General features: G+C 36.8%; 13 protein-coding genes. 9 read left to right on the top strand and 4 right to left on the bottom strand.

Features of this window, described 5'->3' with window-relative positions:
* The first annotated feature begins 12 nt into the window (after positions 1-12).
* Positions 13-1,185, top strand: coding sequence for an MBL fold metallo-hydrolase (locus DRF65_RS16875; RefSeq protein ID WP_115971933.1), 1,173 nt, complete (start codon positions 13-15; stop codon positions 1,183-1,185).
* Positions 1,186-1,364: 179 nt separating this feature from the next.
* Here DRF65_RS16875 and DRF65_RS16870 read toward each other — a convergent pair whose 3' ends face one another.
* Entirely contained in the window at positions 1,365-2,399 is a 1,035-nt protein-coding gene (locus DRF65_RS16870) for a M23 family metallopeptidase (RefSeq protein ID WP_115971932.1), read from the bottom strand.
* 225 nt (positions 2,400-2,624) lie between these two features.
* Between DRF65_RS16870 and DRF65_RS16865 the strand changes: the two genes are divergently transcribed.
* The 4 genes from DRF65_RS16865 to DRF65_RS16850 all read left to right on the top strand — a co-directional run bounded on the left by DRF65_RS16865 (position 2,625) and on the right by DRF65_RS16850 (position 6,902).
* The gene (locus tag DRF65_RS16865; RefSeq protein WP_115972005.1) at positions 2,625-3,665 is read left to right on the top strand and encodes an NAD(P)H-dependent glycerol-3-phosphate dehydrogenase; all 1,041 of its coding nucleotides are present in this window, start codon (positions 2,625-2,627) and stop codon (positions 3,663-3,665) included.
* A gap of 381 nt (positions 3,666-4,046) precedes the next feature.
* Positions 4,047-5,552 (top strand): malate dehydrogenase (quinone), encoded by a 1,506-nt coding sequence (gene mqo / locus DRF65_RS16860; protein ID WP_115971931.1) that lies wholly within the window; start codon positions 4,047-4,049, stop codon positions 5,550-5,552.
* 77 nt (positions 5,553-5,629) lie between these two features.
* Positions 5,630-6,031, top strand: a complete 402-nt coding sequence (locus DRF65_RS16855) for a hypothetical protein (RefSeq protein WP_115971930.1) — start codon at positions 5,630-5,632, stop codon at positions 6,029-6,031.
* A 1-nt stretch (position 6,032) separates the two neighbouring features.
* Positions 6,033-6,902, top strand: coding sequence for an AadS family aminoglycoside 6-adenylyltransferase (locus tag DRF65_RS16850; RefSeq protein ID WP_115971929.1), 870 nt, complete (start codon positions 6,033-6,035; stop codon positions 6,900-6,902).
* Here the strand turns inward: DRF65_RS16850 and DRF65_RS16845 are convergent.
* Entirely contained in the window at positions 6,899-8,479 is a 1,581-nt protein-coding gene (locus DRF65_RS16845) for a GMC family oxidoreductase N-terminal domain-containing protein (protein WP_115971928.1), read from the bottom strand. The two genes, DRF65_RS16850 and DRF65_RS16845, sit on opposite strands and share 4 nt — an antisense overlap.
* Positions 8,480-8,611: 132 nt before the next feature.
* Here DRF65_RS16845 and DRF65_RS16840 point away from each other — a divergent pair, with 132 nt between their 5' ends.
* The 4 genes from DRF65_RS16840 (at position 8,612) to DRF65_RS16825 (ending at position 13,364) form a co-directional block, all read left to right on the top strand.
* Positions 8,612-9,229: a DUF1684 domain-containing protein gene (locus DRF65_RS16840; RefSeq protein WP_115971927.1), complete on the top strand. Its 618-nt coding sequence runs from the start codon at positions 8,612-8,614 to the stop codon at positions 9,227-9,229.
* 12 nt (positions 9,230-9,241) lie between these two features.
* Positions 9,242-9,718 (top strand): GNAT family N-acetyltransferase, encoded by a 477-nt coding sequence (locus tag DRF65_RS16835; protein WP_115971926.1) that lies wholly within the window; start codon positions 9,242-9,244, stop codon positions 9,716-9,718.
* A 72-nt stretch (positions 9,719-9,790) separates the two neighbouring features.
* On the top strand, positions 9,791-10,600 hold the full coding sequence (locus DRF65_RS16830) for a glucose 1-dehydrogenase (RefSeq protein ID WP_115971925.1): 810 nt from the start codon (positions 9,791-9,793) through the stop codon (positions 10,598-10,600).
* An 88-nt stretch (positions 10,601-10,688) separates the two neighbouring features.
* Entirely contained in the window at positions 10,689-13,364 is a 2,676-nt protein-coding gene (locus DRF65_RS16825) for an MGH1-like glycoside hydrolase domain-containing protein (protein WP_115971924.1), read from the top strand.
* Between the two features lie 63 nt (positions 13,365-13,427).
* Here the strand turns inward: DRF65_RS16825 and recO are convergent, their stop codons facing one another.
* The gene (recO, locus tag DRF65_RS16820) at positions 13,428-14,114 is read right to left on the bottom strand and encodes a DNA repair protein RecO (RefSeq protein ID WP_115971923.1); all 687 of its coding nucleotides are present in this window, start codon (positions 14,112-14,114) and stop codon (positions 13,428-13,430) included.
* On the bottom strand, positions 14,114-16,369 hold the full coding sequence (porZ, locus tag DRF65_RS16815; RefSeq protein ID WP_185148471.1) for a type IX secretion system anionic LPS delivery protein PorZ: 2,256 nt from the start codon (positions 16,367-16,369) through the stop codon (positions 14,114-14,116). Before porZ ends, recO begins: the two co-directional genes overlap by 1 nt.

The raw sequence follows: 16,369 nt of genomic DNA, 5'->3' as shown, positions 1-16,369 counted from the left end.
AAAAGAACAACAATGTTAAAAAGAAAATTATTATCATTAATGGCCATTTTAGGTTTCATCAGCATATTTGCAGGAAATCTGAAGGTTAAAGTCTATAATCCCGGAACCAAGGCTATTTTTCCAATTACCTCTACCATTATTTATGGAGATAAAGATGCCATACTTATTGATGCTCAGTTTCAAAAGCAATATGCAGAACAGTTGGTAAAAGAAATAAAAGCTACCGGAAAAAATCTGAAAACGGTTTTTATTTCCCATAGCGATCCGGATTTCTATTTTGGATTAGATGTGATTAAAAAAGCTTTTCCTAATGTGAAAATTATTTCTACAGCACAGACTGCTTATCTTATTTCCGCCTCAAAGGATGATAAAATGGCGGTTTGGAAACCGCAGTTGAAAGCAGATGCTCCTTCAGAAATTATTGTTCCGGAAGCGGTGACCTCCATTCCTGATCTGGAAGGAAATAAGATTGAGATCAGACAAAATACTGAAGATCCGGCGCACAGCTTTCTTTGGATTCCGTCTATAAAGACTATAGCAGGAGGGATTTCTGTTTCCGTAGATTCACATCTTTGGATGGCAGATACTCAAAATGTAAAGGCTATCGATCAGTGGATCGGCCAAATTGATGCGATGAAATCTCTAAAACCTGAACAGGTAGTTCCTTCACATTTTGCAAAACAGTCTCTGTCTCCGGCATCTCTGGATTTTGTAAAAACCTATCTTGAAAACTATAAGAAAGCTGTTACTGAAAATAAAACCTCGTCTTCTATCGTAGATTTTATGGTTAAAAAATACTCAAATCTTCCGGGAAAAGATGAACTTGAAATGGGAGCAAAGGTTTTTCTTGGTGAAATGGCCTGGGATTTAAAATCACCATATCCAGCCATCGGTAAGAAGGTAGAAGTTGATTTTGGAACTGTAAAATTTCTTCTCGATTTTAAAGACAATAAAACAATGACATTTACCGGAACAGCAGGAAGTTCAAAAGACAGTACAGATACTGTAGAATATACAGCTGTGGAAGTAGCAAAAAATATTTTTATGGTGTATTGGCATGAGCCTCATCTGGGATTTAATGTAACTCATATCCAGGATTACAATAAAAATATAGTCTATTCGAATATTGCAGGACCAGATGGTACATTTACCCATCCTAAAGGAGCTCTTAAGATTTTAAAATAAAAAACAGCTGCCATCGGCAGCTGTTTTTGTTTGTATTGTAATTCTAAAACACTCTGCGAAAATAATCTCCCACAGATCTAGCAAATATTTGTGTACTAAAAATCTGCATAATCGGCGAGAATATTACTACACTATCTTTTAGAATTAAAAAAAGCTGCCTCATTGGAGACAGCTTTCTTTTATAGATTCATAAACAACCTCGGATTCACCGGAGTATTGTTTTTATGTACTTCATAATGAAGATGGGGTCCTGTAGAACGCCCGGAGTTCCCGGATTTAGCAATCACCTGACCTACTTTTACTTTATCATTCACTTTAGATACCAGCTGTGATAAATGTCCGTAAAGGGTAGCCAGTCCGTTTCCGTGAGAAACAATGACGCAATTTCCGTAACCTCCCTTTTGTCCGGAGAAAATAATCGTTCCGGCAGCGGCAGCTCTTACATCAGAACCGAAGGCAACAGCAATGTCAAGTCCTTTATGGAACTGCATCTGATCCGCTTCAGCAGGAGGATTGTTTCTTTCCATGGGAGCCGCTTTAGAAGTCGTATTTCCGGCAACAGCTTTTGCAGCAGAAGTTGATGCAGCAGGTGCAGCTGCTACAGGAGCCGCTTTTGGAGTCACCATTACTTTAACTTCTCTTTTATTTCCATAACTATCCGTTAATTCAACGATTTTTTCAACAGGTTCAGCCTTAACTTCCGGTTTCGGAGCTGCAGCTGCAACAGGTTTAGCTTCCGTGGCAGCACTTGATTTTACCGAAGCAAAAACAGTTTTAAAGGGAATAGGATTTTTTCTGATCCCGAAATTAGATGAAATATATCCATCTGTAGGCATTCCTAATGGAACCTGCATCAGTTTTTTCTGTAGGTCCATCAGATATTGACTGTATCGGTTGGCTTGTTTGGAAAGATAAATAGAATTGGCAATACTGTCCTGATCAAGCATCATTAGCTTTTCATTCGAAATGTCTTTAGACTTCAGGAAAGAGTTCAGTTGAGAAACAGTTTGATCTACAAGGGTAAGATCAGTTTTCATTTTCAGGTAATCTACACTGTCTTTTTCAGTGTTTATTTTTACAAGATTCACTTCATAGTTTTTGTCATCCTTCTCCGAGAAAAGTTTGGCAATGAAGATGCCTTGTGCAAAAACTACTAGTAAAAGTCCTCCCAGAAGAATGTTTACGTTCTTTTTGCTGTTTAGAAATTTTTTCATATTTCCTTTCTTAGATGTTTAAAACGGTTTTTAAGGCTGCAAATTTAATTAAAAATAAGTTTTGTAAGTAATCTTTAATTAAAATTCAGTTTTTTCTGTATCTAACGCTGAATTGTATATTTAATTGTGCTGAAGCATTATTTTTTTCAGAAAGTGGTTTTTTATCATGCCTTAAAGTATTCTGTTAAATCTTTGTTTAATATATTTGCAGTTCACATTCCAATTATGGCTAAAAAGAAAATTATTTCAGAATCTTCGAATCCAAAAAAGACTAAAAAGGATGTTTCTGTAGGAGTAGTAGGAAGCGGAAGTTTTGCAACTGCTATCGTAAAAATGCTTGTTGAAAATTGCAAAGTTGTGCACTGGTGTGTAAGAAGTGAGTTTGTAAAAGGAGCTATTGAACTTCGTGGACATAACCCGACTTATCTTACCGCTGCTCATTTTAACCTGAAAAGTTTAAAACTAACCACAGATATTAATGAACTGGTTTCTGCATGTGATGTTGTTGTTTTGGCAACACCTTCCATTTATCTGTCAGATACTTTGGATAAGATGACCTGTGATTATTCAGATAAAATCTTTGTTTCTGCAATTAAAGGGATTATTCCTAAGGTAAATGATGTGGTGGCCCATTATCTGCGTGATGAGTTTAAAATAGGTTTCAGAAATCAGGCAGTTATTGCAGGACCTTGCCATGCTGAAGAAGTTGCCATGGAAAGACTTTCTTACCTTACCATTGCTACTGTAGAAGATGAAACGGCAGGAAAGCTGGAAGGAGTTTTCAGTTCAGATTTCATTAAGGTTCAAACCAGTAAAGATATTCTTGGAAATGAATACAGTGCTATTCTTAAAAATATTTTTGCCATCGGAGCCGGAATTGCCAGCGGCTTAGGGTATGGAGATAACTTTACAGCAGTTTTTGTGTCCAATGCGATCCGTGAAATGGAAATTTTCCTGGAAGCAATTTATGAAGCACCAAGAGATGTCAATGAAAGTGCTTATTTGGGTGATCTTCTGGTAACCGCTTATTCACTGTTCTCAAGAAACAGAAATCTTGGAAACCTGATCGGAAAAGGATACACTGTAAAATCAGCAATCCAGTCGATGAACATGGTGGCAGAAGGATATTATGCTGCACAGTCCATTTACAAAACATCCAAGCAGAAAAATCTGAAACTGCCAATTATTGATACAGTATATGCCATTCTTTATGAAGGTAAAAATGCTGAAAAGCAGTTTAAGAAATTAACTGCGAAATTAAACTAAAAGCAGTTTTAAAATATGTAAGCTCTGTTATACTTCTGTATAACGGAGTTTTTTTAACGTAGCGCTCGCAAAGGGCCAGATTGAAAGTAGGAATTCTAGCTGAACGAAGTGCCCCTGCGATCGTAAAATAAGAGGTAATAAAGGTTCTCTTAACGATCATAGCGTTAAAATCTTTAAAAATTAAGCAGATATTCTAATGTAGTCTAGCATTTAAATCTGATGGTTTTGATAAATCAAATGAACAAAATAAATTGATACTTTCCATCATATAGCCTTGCATAATTCATAAGTGTTTTTAGAACAAAAATTAACGTGTTAAAATCGTTAAACGCGTTTCTCTTTTTAAAACTTTTCCCGAAATTTGAACTAAAATTTAAAATTATGTCACAATCGCTTACAAGCAGAACACCGAAACCTAAATACGACGTTGTACTGATAGGGGGCGGAATCATGAGCGCCACTTTAGCAACGCTGCTTCATGAATTTGATCCAAAACTTGAAATTGCCATCTTCGAAAGACTGGGAAGGTTTGCCAAAGAAAGTACAGCAGCTTGGAACAACGCCGGAACAGGGCATTCCGCATTTTGTGAGCTAAATTATACACCGGAAAATCCGGATGGTAGTATTGATATCAAAAAAGCAGAAAGTATCGCGGAACAGTTTGAAATTTCAAAACAGTTCTGGGCATATTTATTAACGAAAGGATATATTCAGGAACCAAAGGAGTTTATCAATTCTTGTCCCCATATGAGTTTGGTATTTGGTGAAAAAGATGCTGAATATCTTAAGAAACGTCATGATAAAATGTCAGAATCAGTTCTTTTCTCCGGAATGGAATTTTCTACAGATCATAATAAACTAAGAGAGTGGATTCCATTGGTAATGAGCAAAAGAAATAAGTCTGAAGTAATGGCAGCTACCAAAATGGATATGGGAACAGACGTTAACTTCGGAACATTAACCAGAAAAATGGGGAGACACCTGTTGGAAGATTCTAATGTAGAAGTATTTTTATATCATGAGGTGAAGGATATTGATCCAAGAGAAGACGGAAAGTGGGAGATGAAGGTGAAGGACAGAATCCATAACCACAAACAGGAGGTAACTGCTGATTTTGTATTTATTGGTGCCGGAGGATATGCTCTGCCATTATTAGACAGTTCAGATATTAAAGAAAGTGAAGGGTACGGAGGCTTCCCGGTTTCAGGACAGTGGCTGGTAACACATAACCAGGAATTGGTAGAAAAGCACCAGGCTAAAGTCTATACACAGGCAACCGTAGATGCTCCACCAATGTCAGTTCCACACCTTGACCTTAGAATCATTGATGGCCAGAAAGCTCTTCTTTTCGGACCTTTCGCTGGGTTCTCAACAAAATTCCTGAAAGAAGGAAGTTACCTTGATTTACCGGAAAGTGTGAATACCAAAAACTTAAAATCTTTATTTGGGGCATGGTGGCATAATCTTCCTCTGACTAAATACCTTATTCAGCAGGTAGCGATGACCAAATCTCAGAGAATGCAGCATTTAAGAGAATTTATCAAGGATGCTAAAGAAGAGGATTGGGAACTGAAAGTAGCCGGACAAAGAGTTCAGATCATTAAAAAAGATGATAAATTAGGAGGTAAACTGGAATTCGGAACTGAAGTGGTAGTGAATAAAAAAGGAACAATTGCTTCTTTATTGGGAGCTTCACCAGGTGCATCTACAGCAGTATACGCCATGCTGAATGTTCTTGAAAAATGTTTCCCTGAGAAACTTCAGGGAGAGTGGAAAGACAAGTTACTGGAAATGGTTCCGTCATACGGACAAAAACTGGCTGAGCACCCTGAACTTACTGAAAAGGTAAGGGGATATACCAAGGAGAAGCTGGAATTAGAATACTAAATATTAATAATGAGCAATGAATAATAAGTGATACCAACAGCATTATTCATTGCTCATCACTTATTACTTATAGAAAGGTGGAAGAAATAGTTATAAAGCCGGTTATTGCAAAAGAACTCCTGGAATCTCTTCAGACAAAAATAGAAGAAGAGAAACAGGTAATTGTACACTGTTGCTTTCCCGCATCACCATTTTTAGGGAACTTAATCAGGATCTGGCATTCAACCTATCTTTTTGATAACCAGTCTGAGCATAGAAGCAAGATGATTCATGCGGAGAATATTTCAATTTCTCCTTATTGGACGGCTGTTCCCTTTATGAAGGATTTTTGGTTTACTTTAATATTTTCAGGGCTTCCAAAGGATTGTAAAAGTTTCGATCTTAAAGAAGTTATCCCTGAAGAAGGTGGTTTTTTTGTGGAATCTATCAAAAGGAATTCTTCCGATGTTTATCGTGTAAAAATATCAGAATCTTATTAACATGAAGGTTAGAGAAGAAAAGCTGGAACAAATCATTCACTGGGCAGAAAACAATCCAGATATCCGTGCTGTTCTTTTGACGAGTTCACTGGTCAATCCATATGCTCCTGTAGATGATTTCAGTGATCTTGATGTGGAACTGGTTTTTCAAAACAGAAAAGCATACGAAGATCATAATGAATGGATCAGTCTTTTTGGAGAACCCATTTCCATGATAGAGGAAGATGATACAGTCTTTGATGGAAAACATGCTATGAAGATGGTTTTATACAAAGACCATGTGAAAGTTGATTTTAAGCTGTATCAGGTATCTGAATTTTCTGAAGAAGTAAAGAAAGAAAAACTTTCTGATGACTGGGATGTGGGATATAAAGTTTTGATTGATAAAGATGGTCTTACAAAGGATCTGAAGGCTCCAACCTATCAATCCATCATGATTCATCAACCAACGGAAAAAGAGTTTAGACAATTACAGAATGATTTCTGGTGGGATACCATGTATGTTGCAAAATGTCTTAAGCGCGGTGATATTTTCTACGCTAAATTCATGTCTGAAGATATCTTGAGAACCGATTATCTGGTTCCTTTAATCGAATGGTATATTGCAAGTTTTCATGACTGGAAAAATATAACCACTAACAAACACGGAAGGCTCTTCAAAAAATATCTTTCTGCAGAAGAGTGGAATAAAGTAGAAGCTACTTTTTCAGGAAGTGATCTTGAAGAAAACTGGACAGCTCTTTTTGCTTTTGCTGACCTTGTTCATGAACTGGGAACTGTTTTAGCCAAAAAACTGAATTTTGAATATCCTTTTCAGCATGAAGCTGACATCCGAAATTATCTGAAAGAAGTAAAAGCATTACCTTCTTAAGAAAATTCATTCTGCCTGATCAGATTTTCAATACAATATTCGGCAATAGCTGTAATGGTTACGAATGGATTAACCCCAATTGTTCCGGGAATTAGCGAACCGTCAAGTACATACAGGTTTTCATGATCCTTTAGCTTACCAAACTCATTGGTGGCTTCACCCAATACACATCCGCCCAACGGATGATAACAAATATCTGCTCCAAAACCATTGTTGAACAGAAAGTGGCTTCGGGTACCTCCATTCGCATTATTCATTTTCCGGATAAAATACCTGGCATTTTCTTTCATGTTGGCTGTATGGCTTTCATCCCAGTTTAGTATAAGTTTCTGATTGATTCTATCATATCCTACTTCTCCTTTCTTGTTCACTCTGTTGATGAGCAGATATAAAGCTGTGGCAACATCCATTCCCATTGGTAAAGGCGCTATTTCGGTGAAAAAAGGATGTTCTTTATCATCCCAGTTATCAATTCCGCCCACAGGAATTGTTGATTGTTTTGAACCGGTTCCACCTGATAATGGTTTTACCCAGTTTCTTCCTGTCATAAAATTCCCGTTGTTCCCCCAGTTCTTTCCGATTTTTTCGTGAACAGGAAGATTATTAACTGCATTTGAACGTAATAAAAGTTGTAAAGTTCCCATTGTTCCCGCTGAAAGGATAAGTTTCTTACAATTGAAAATTTTATCAGCAATCACTTTCCCTGAGGTATCAATTTGCTGAACATTTAATGTATAACTTTTATCATCATTGAGTTTAATATGATCTACACAATGCAGATCCAGAATTTCAAGATTTCCAGTTTCTAAAGCCTTTTTCAGATAGGTTTTATCCAAACTGTTTTTACCATGGTTATTTCCATAGATCACTTCTGTATTGAGAGCAGAGCGGGGAACTTCATTCCGGAATTCCTTTTCCATATATTTAAAATCATAAACATTGGGAACTCTCATAGTTTTAAAACCTGCTTTATGAGCCTCTTCTTCACCCACTCTTGTAAATTTGTAATAAGGACAATCATTTAGAAACTTTTCATCAATAATATTTACTTTGAGCTCTTCCTGTACGAGAGGGAAGTAATGGCTGTAAAACTTTTCAGCGTCAAGATTAGGGAAAACTTCTTTGAAGTAGCTTTCCTTGGGAGTTACTGCCATTCCTCCGTTAACCAATGAGCCACCACCAACGCCTCTTCCCAACCAGATATTAATTGTATCAAACTCCATACGGTCCAGTGTTCCGGTAAAAGGCGTTAAGGAAAAGATATTCATAAAAGGAGCAATCGTTTTTTTTCTTAGCCATGCTGAACTTTGTCCGGGTTTTAAGAGATTGGAAAAGGGAATTCCTGATTTTTCCCAGTTAAGACCCATTTCCAGCAGGACAACTTTTTTTCCAGCTTCACACAAACGTAAGGCAGAAACTGCACCACCATAGCCGCTTCCAATGATAATAATTGGTGAATCTATGGTTTGTTTTATGGTATTTGTTCTCCGTTCAGCAGCCTGAAAAAGGTCTGATTGTAGAAAATAAAAACCTGAAATGGCAAGTATACCCGTTTTGATGAATTTCTTTCTGTCCATGGCCTTTGCTGCTCAAAAAGTATGCTAGATCTAAGACAAGGAATTTTATTTAAAACAGATTATGCTTTTTTAGTACAGTTTTAACTTTCATACGCAGGAAAATTCATAGTTTTACTTATAATTTTTAAGTTCATGAAAAAATATATATTGATCTTTTTATTTTTACCATTATTGGCCTTTTCTCAGAAAATGGTTTCTACAGAAGTAATGGAGGTCAAAAAATTTCAGAAAGAGCTCAATGAAGAATATCTGGACCCTGCCAGGACGCCTTTGAGGGGAGAAAATTTTAAAAATTTTAAAGAACATCCTTTTTTTCCTTTTGATCTGAAATACCGTGTAACAGCTAAATTTGTCAAAACCAAAGATGCACAGCCTTTTGAACTTCCAACGTCTTCAGGTAAAACAAAGTCTTATAAAGAATACGGAAAAGCTACCTTTGAGCTGGACGGCAAACCTTATACATTAACGCTGTATCAAAGTCTGGATCTTATTAAACAAGATAAATACAAAGATTACCTTTTTCTGCCGTTCCGGGATGCTACCAATGAAAAAGAAACCTATGGTGGCGGAAAATATATGGATCTGAAAACCCCGAAAGGAAATACCATTATTTTAGACTTTAACCAGTCTTACCATCCGTTTTGTGCCTATAATGCTTATGATTATAACTGTCCCATTGTTCCCGAAGAAAATAAGCTTCCGGTAGAAATAAGGGCAGGAGTAATGTATGAAGATATTTACCATCACTAAAATCTGCCTCTTATGATAAGGTTGGCGTTTTTTAAGCCCGAGGAACATCTTTCAGAGGTGAGTTATGATTTAGATGAACATCAGATGCGCTTTACGGCAACTGCAAATCAGGCACTGCAAAATATTAAGAAGAGGGATGATCATGATGCATTTCCCATTACAATTCTAAAAGATGATGTTCCTGTAGGTTTCTTTGTCCTTGATTTTGGAAAGGATAAATTTGAACTGACTGATAATGCAAACGCTGTTTTGGTAAGGTCTTTATCCGTAAATCCTAAAATGCAAGGCAAAGGCATAGGGAAGATAGCCATGATGCAATTAGATGATTTTGTAAAGGTGAATTTCGAAGATTGTCATGAAATTGTTTTAGCAGTTAACCAGAAAAATGACCTTGCTTATCATATTTATCTTAAAGCAGGATATATTTTTGACGGAAAAACCAGGATCGGAAGAAGCGGGCCTCAATATCTGATGTATAAGAAACTTTAATAAAATTTTAAAATCATAATTTTTTTACTGCTGATTTGTTTCCATAACTTTGAGTAACATCAATTTACAACTATGGAAATATCACTTCGCAATCAGGTAGCAGTGGTTACAGGAGCATCCAGCGGGATTGGTTCCGGCATTGCAAAATCATTGGCTTCAGCAGGAGCAGTTGTGATTGTCAATCATTCTTCACCAAGATCTCAGGATGAAGCAAAATCAGTATTAAAAGAAATTACAGATGCCGGTGGAAAAGGAATTACCTATCAATGTGATGTCTCGCAGGAAGATCAGGTGATCCGGATGTTTCAGGATGTCGTTGCAGAATTTGGAACTGTAGATATTCTGGTAAACAATGCCGGAATTCAGAAAGATGCTAAGTTTACTGAAATGACTTTAGACCAATGGAATGCGGTAATAGGCGTTAATCTCACCGGTCAGTTTCTTTGTGCAAGAGAAGCGATCAAAGAATTTCTCCGACGGGGAATAGATCCGTCCCGTTCTATAGCCTGTGGAAAGATCATTCATATCAGTTCTGTGCATGAAATCATTCCCTGGGCAGGGCATGCTAATTATGCTTCCAGTAAAGGGGCGGTCAGAATGCTGATGCAGACATTAGCTCAGGAATATGGTGCTGATAAGATTCGGGTCAATTCTATTTGTCCGGGAGCTATTCAGACACCGATCAATAAAGAGGCATGGAGTACACCGGAGGCACTCAATTCACTTCTTACCCTTATTCCTTATAACAGAATCGGACAACCTCAGGATATAGGAAACCTGGCTGTATTTCTTGCCAGCGATCTTGCAGACTATATTACAGGCACCAGTATTTTCGTTGATGGCGGAATGACAACATTTGAGAGTTTCTCTACAGGTGGATAGGATTTCTTGGTTTAAAATTTAAAGTCTGGTAACCGTTGTTACCAATTTGTGAATACGTTTTAAAACCCATTACTCATAATTAACGCTTATGTCAGAAAAAGAAAGAGTTTCAGATATTTCATGGAAAAAATGGGGACCCTACGTCAGTAACCGTGAATGGGGACTTGTTCGTGAAGATTACAGTGAAAATGGTGATGCCTGGAATTATACCAGCCATGATACAGCAGAAGCCAAAACTTATCGATGGGGTGAAGAAGGGATCTGTGGAATATGTGATGATCTTCAGAAACTTGTATTCTCTGTTGGATTCTGGAATAAAAAAGATAAAATGGTAAAGGAACGGTTCTTTGGACTTACCAATGGAGAGGGTAACCATGGTGAGGATGTAAAAGAATATTTCTATTATCTGGATTCTACGCCTACGCATTCTTATATGAAGATGCTGTATAAATATCCTCAAAATGCTTTTCCTTATGATGATTTGATAAAAACAAATGCGGAAAGAAATAAGGATGAACCTGAATATGAATTAATCGATACCGGAATTCTGGAGCATAATGAATACTTTGATATTTTTATTGAATATGCTAAGGAAGGCCAGGAAGATATTCTTATTAGATTAACGATTGTCAATAAAGCAGAAAAAGATGCAGCTCTTGTTATTTTGCCAACAGTTTGGTTCAGAAACACTTGGAAATGGGGATGTGATGACTATAAACCTCAATTGTCTGCTGAGGAAGCTAATCATATCAGGATAAATCATCAGGATCTTGAAATAAAGAATTTGTACGCAAAACAATCTTCAAAAACATTGTTCTGTAATAATGAGACCAATAATCAAAGGCTGTATCAGTCTTCCAATGAGTCCAGGTATTGTAAGGATGGAATTAATGATTTTATACTGACCGGAAATTCTCAGGCAATTAATCCTAAAAATACAGGAACAAAAGCATCCTTTTTTATAGACGAATATTTTAGACCTAAAGAAACAAAAACCTACGAGTTCCGGATCTCAGATAAAGATTTAAAAGATCCGTTCAGTGATTTCAATTCTGTTTTTAAAACAAGACATAAGGAAGCAGATGAGTTTTATACTGAAGTCCAGAAAGGAATCCAGTCAGAGGATGAAAAACTGGTGCAGAGACAGGCATTTGCCGGTATGCTCTGGAATAAAATGTTTTACCATTACAATGTTGAAAAGTGGCTGAAAGGTGATCCTGCAGAGATCCCTCCTTCCAAATCGCGTGAAAGAATCAGGAATTATGACTGGAAACATCTCAATAATGAGCATATTATTTCCATGCCCGATAAATGGGAATATCCTTGGTATGCAACCTGGGATCTGGCTTTTCATACCATCAGTTTTTCATTAATTGATCCTGATTTTGCCAAACATCAGCTAAAACTTTTCTTATTTGAATGGTATATGCATCCGAACGGACAACTTCCGGCCTATGAGTGGAACTTTAGTGATGTGAATCCTCCGGTACATGCATGGGCAGTTTTCAGGGTATTTAAAATTGATGAATATGTAAGAGACAAGCCTGATCTTGAATTTTTGGAAAGTGCTTTTCAAAAACTGCTGATGAATTTTACCTGGTGGGTAAATAAAAAGGACATTAATGGTAACAATATTTTTGAAGGCGGCTTTTTAGGGCTTGATAATATTGGGGTCTTTGATAGAAATTCTACTTTGCCCAATGGAGAACAGCTGGAACAGTCGGACGGTACAAGCTGGATGGCCATGTTTGCATTGAATATGATGCGGATCGCTTTGGAGCTTGCTCAATACAATAATGTATATGAAGAAATGGCAATGAAGTTTTTTGAACATTTTCTGGCCATTGCCAATTCACTGGATAATATGGGAGAAGAAAATTTCAGCCTTTGGGATGAAGAAGATGAGTTTTTTTATGATGCTATTGCTTCCAGTGACGGAACTCATATGTATTTACGACTGAGAACCATTGTAGGATTAATTCCGATGTTCGCTGTTGAGGTAATAGACGATGAAATGATTGAAAATTTACCCAATTTTAAGAAAAGAATGAAATGGGTATTGGATAATAAGCCGGAATTGGCAGCATTGGTTTCAAGATGGGAAGTAAAAGGACAGGATTCCAAGCACCTTTTGTCTTTACTTCGAGGACATCGGTTAAAAAGATTACTGGCCAGAATGCTGAATCCTGATGAATTTCTGAGTGATTATGGAGTAAGAGCCCTTTCTAAAGAATATGAAAAAAATCCTTATACGCTGAATCTCAACGAAACGGATTACTGTGTAAAATATACTCCTGCAGAAAGTGACAGTGGATTATTTGGAGGAAATAGTAATTGGCGGGGTCCGGTTTGGTTTCCTATCAATTTTTTAATTATAGACAGCCTCCAGCGGTTTTTCTTCTACTACAGCCCTGATTTTTTAATTGAATATCCTACCGGAAGCGGAAAATATTCTAATCTTGATCAGATTGCAGACTCCTTAAATAAACGGTTGGCAAAAATATTCTTAAAGGATGAACACGGAAAACGCGCTGTACACGGACAGTATGAAAGATTTCAAACCGATCCCGATTTTAAAGATTATATTTTATTCTATGAATATTTCCATGGAGATAACGGACGTGGAGTAGGAGCTTCCCACCAAACAGGCTGGACAGGGCTTATCGCAAAAATCCTGCAGCCAAGATTTACTATAAAAGAAATCGCCGAATCTGAAACAGAAATGCCGGAAGATGCTGAAGGTATAAAAGGTAAAGAAAATTAAGAAATGCCGGGAGTTGGAAGAGGGAGGCTGGGTATTCCTTTAGTGACCTTTCTACTTTTCCAGCTATTCAAATATCTGCTGTATTACTTCCAGTGATGCAGGCGTTTGAAAATCTGTAATATGATAATGATAATATACCAAAAGACTGTCCAGAAAATCTTTTCTTAATGAAGAATGTACTTTTACACTATAAAGGTTTTCAGCACAGAGAATACTTTTCCAGATCATTGAAATTTCTTCACTGAATACCTGATGCGCGGGAACTGTAGAAAATGTTCCGGTTTCCGGATCTAAAAAATTTCCTTCACCTATTAAAGGAGCAACTCCCTGCACTTTTAGGATGGCAAGCAGAAACAGCAAATGACACTGATAGTTTTGTTGTTCCAGCTCAGCAATAAACCTTTCAATACTGAAGAAAATAGTAAGGTTTTTATTTTCGAGCTTCAGAACCTGGTTCAAAAAATCTGAAATAAAGAATATGACAGTACTGGCTTTGATATCAGCATAAGTATCATAGCTTTTTACCAGCTCAAATTTTGAGATCGTAGGTATTCCATTCCCTCTTACAGGGCTAATGGAGAAATTAAGTTTATTCAAGGGTTGCAGGAAGGCTTTCTTTTTATTTTTCCGGGAATAAATTCCTTTTAGAAAATAAGACTGAAAGCCATCCTCTTCTGTAAAACAATGCAGAACAGCATCGTTTTCCCCGTATTTGATGAATGAAAGTAAAAAACCGCTTTGTGTATTCATTAATTGACTACGCCTATTTTGGCTGTCGCTTTATCAGAACCATCTTCGTTGGTCATTAATACAAAATAAATTCCTGAAGCTACTCTGCTTCCTTTCTGGTTGTTAAGATCCCATTCATAGTAACCTCCTCTTGCGACCGCAGAGTGTACAACATTTCCTGCGGCATCTGTGATTCTTATATTGGTTTTTTCTGCTAATCCTTTAATGGTAACCTTCCCTTTGAAATTAGAATACACAACAGGGTTAGGATAAACCAATACATCTCCGAAATTGGATGTTACATCAGTAACATCACTCTGATAAGTTACAATACCGTTATAAGTTGCAAAATATACTTTACCTGTCTTTTTATCTGCTTTTATATCAGTAACACTATTCGTAGGAAGAGGTGAATTTTCCATTGTAAAATGCTTTATGGTCCTTTGACCATCTGAAGAAAGATAGTATACACCACCACCTTCAACAGAAACCCATTTGTAATCTCCACCATCTACTTCCACCTGAAGAATACTGGAATCTCTGAAAAGTTCTTCACCAAGGCCATTTTGTTCTATAATGATCGGATTAACCTTAGGTTCCAGACCCGTTATTTCTTTAGCAGCATTAGATAAAACTCTTAAACCACTATCTGTCCCAATCCATGCATCTCCCGCTTTATCAAAAGCTACAGATACTGTTCCTCCTGAATTAGGAGGAAGTCCATTGGATTCTTTTAAAATATAATCATTGTCATCAGAAAGGTTAACTGCATCTTTATAATCATATACCCAGAAAGAATTGGCTCTTGGTAGAGGAATCCATAACAGGTTCTCATAAGCAATGGGTTTTTGTACTGCAGGGCTTTTAAAACCGAAAACTTTAAGAACGAAGTCATCGGCAGCTTTATCATACATAGCTACTGCAGGACCTCCGTCATTAAAAGCAAAGGTTGCGAAAATATTATTTTTTGTATCTGTGGCAAGCCCTACAGTTCGTCGGCTAAAGTCAGTAGCTTGTACTTTATAACGTTTTACAAAATCAAAGTCTTTATTGGCTGTATTGTATTTAAGTTTATAAATTCCCTGATTTGTCATTGTATAATTTGTAAAGAGCACTTCACTATGATCAAGAGGATTTAAAATAACATCTAATATGTCAATTTCTCCCGGAAAGGTATTAAAATAGGAAGGATAGATCCATTCTGTACCATTAAAATAATAAAAACCTGGCCTTTTAGGATTTTCTACAGGATAATTATACCTTCCGGCTCTTGCCCCGCTGGAAACCAGAATCTGGTTATTTTCATACAGGCTTATTTTATAAGCAAAATTAAAATGTGGGCCGGATGGTTTATATGAATTATTGCTTTCATCCTTTATCCCGGACAGTACAGTTCCGGCAAATATTCTTCCACCTGCTACAACAGAGGTATTACACTGTTCTCCAAAATCTACAGCATTCGAATAAGTTCCGTTAAGTCCAAAAGTATATACTCTACTGTCTGTTACTACAACATTATTGTCTGTTACCACAACATCCTGAATGTTTCCTAGATTGATCGGAAGCTGTATTGGAGCTCCATTATTATAAACAAATGCAGCCGTGGCAGAAGAAAATGCTAATTCGGATTCGGAATCAATATGTTTGAATGCTCCCGGAATTTCGGTGACCCACGTAGAGTACGCAGGGAATGTATTGTTCATTTCGTGACTCTTCAGACCTGAATTTGTTACACAGTATACTTTGTTTCCAAATATAGTAGCTTCGTTACTGGCTTCAAACACTCCAGCACTTAGGAAAAATGCAGATTCTGCAAATTCTTTCTTTTTAAGATTAAATATAGATACTCCATAACCTACTGAAATTGCAGCTCTGTCTCCCGAAATAGAAATATGGTTAATTTTTTTATTTCCATTATAGCCAGCAGCGATAGGAATATCAACAATATATTTTACTTCATTAGGCGTAACCACATCCAACGCTCCATTTTCATAACCTATAACCGCTGTTTTACTTTTAGGATCATAATCAAAAGCTGTTATCCCTATATTATGAAGACCGTTTGCTTTAGATAACTTCGTAATTTCTCCTGTTGATATCGTATAATAGAATATTCCGTTTTCTGTGGCAGCTACAATTTTTCCATTGTCTTCCTTCATGGCTAAGACATTATTATAGGAAAAGAGATCTGCCCATTTTTTTGATGAAATGATCTGAGCTTTTGTAAACTGCAGGGAGGCTAAAATACCAAGAGAAATTAGAGAGAGTTTTTTCAT

This window comes from Chryseobacterium pennae (assembly GCF_003385515.1).
Classification (GTDB): Bacteria; Bacteroidota; Bacteroidia; order Flavobacteriales; family Weeksellaceae; genus Chryseobacterium; species Chryseobacterium pennae.
The sequence above is the reverse complement of the archived record's forward strand: the minus strand, read 5'-3'. Positions and strand labels throughout refer to the sequence as shown.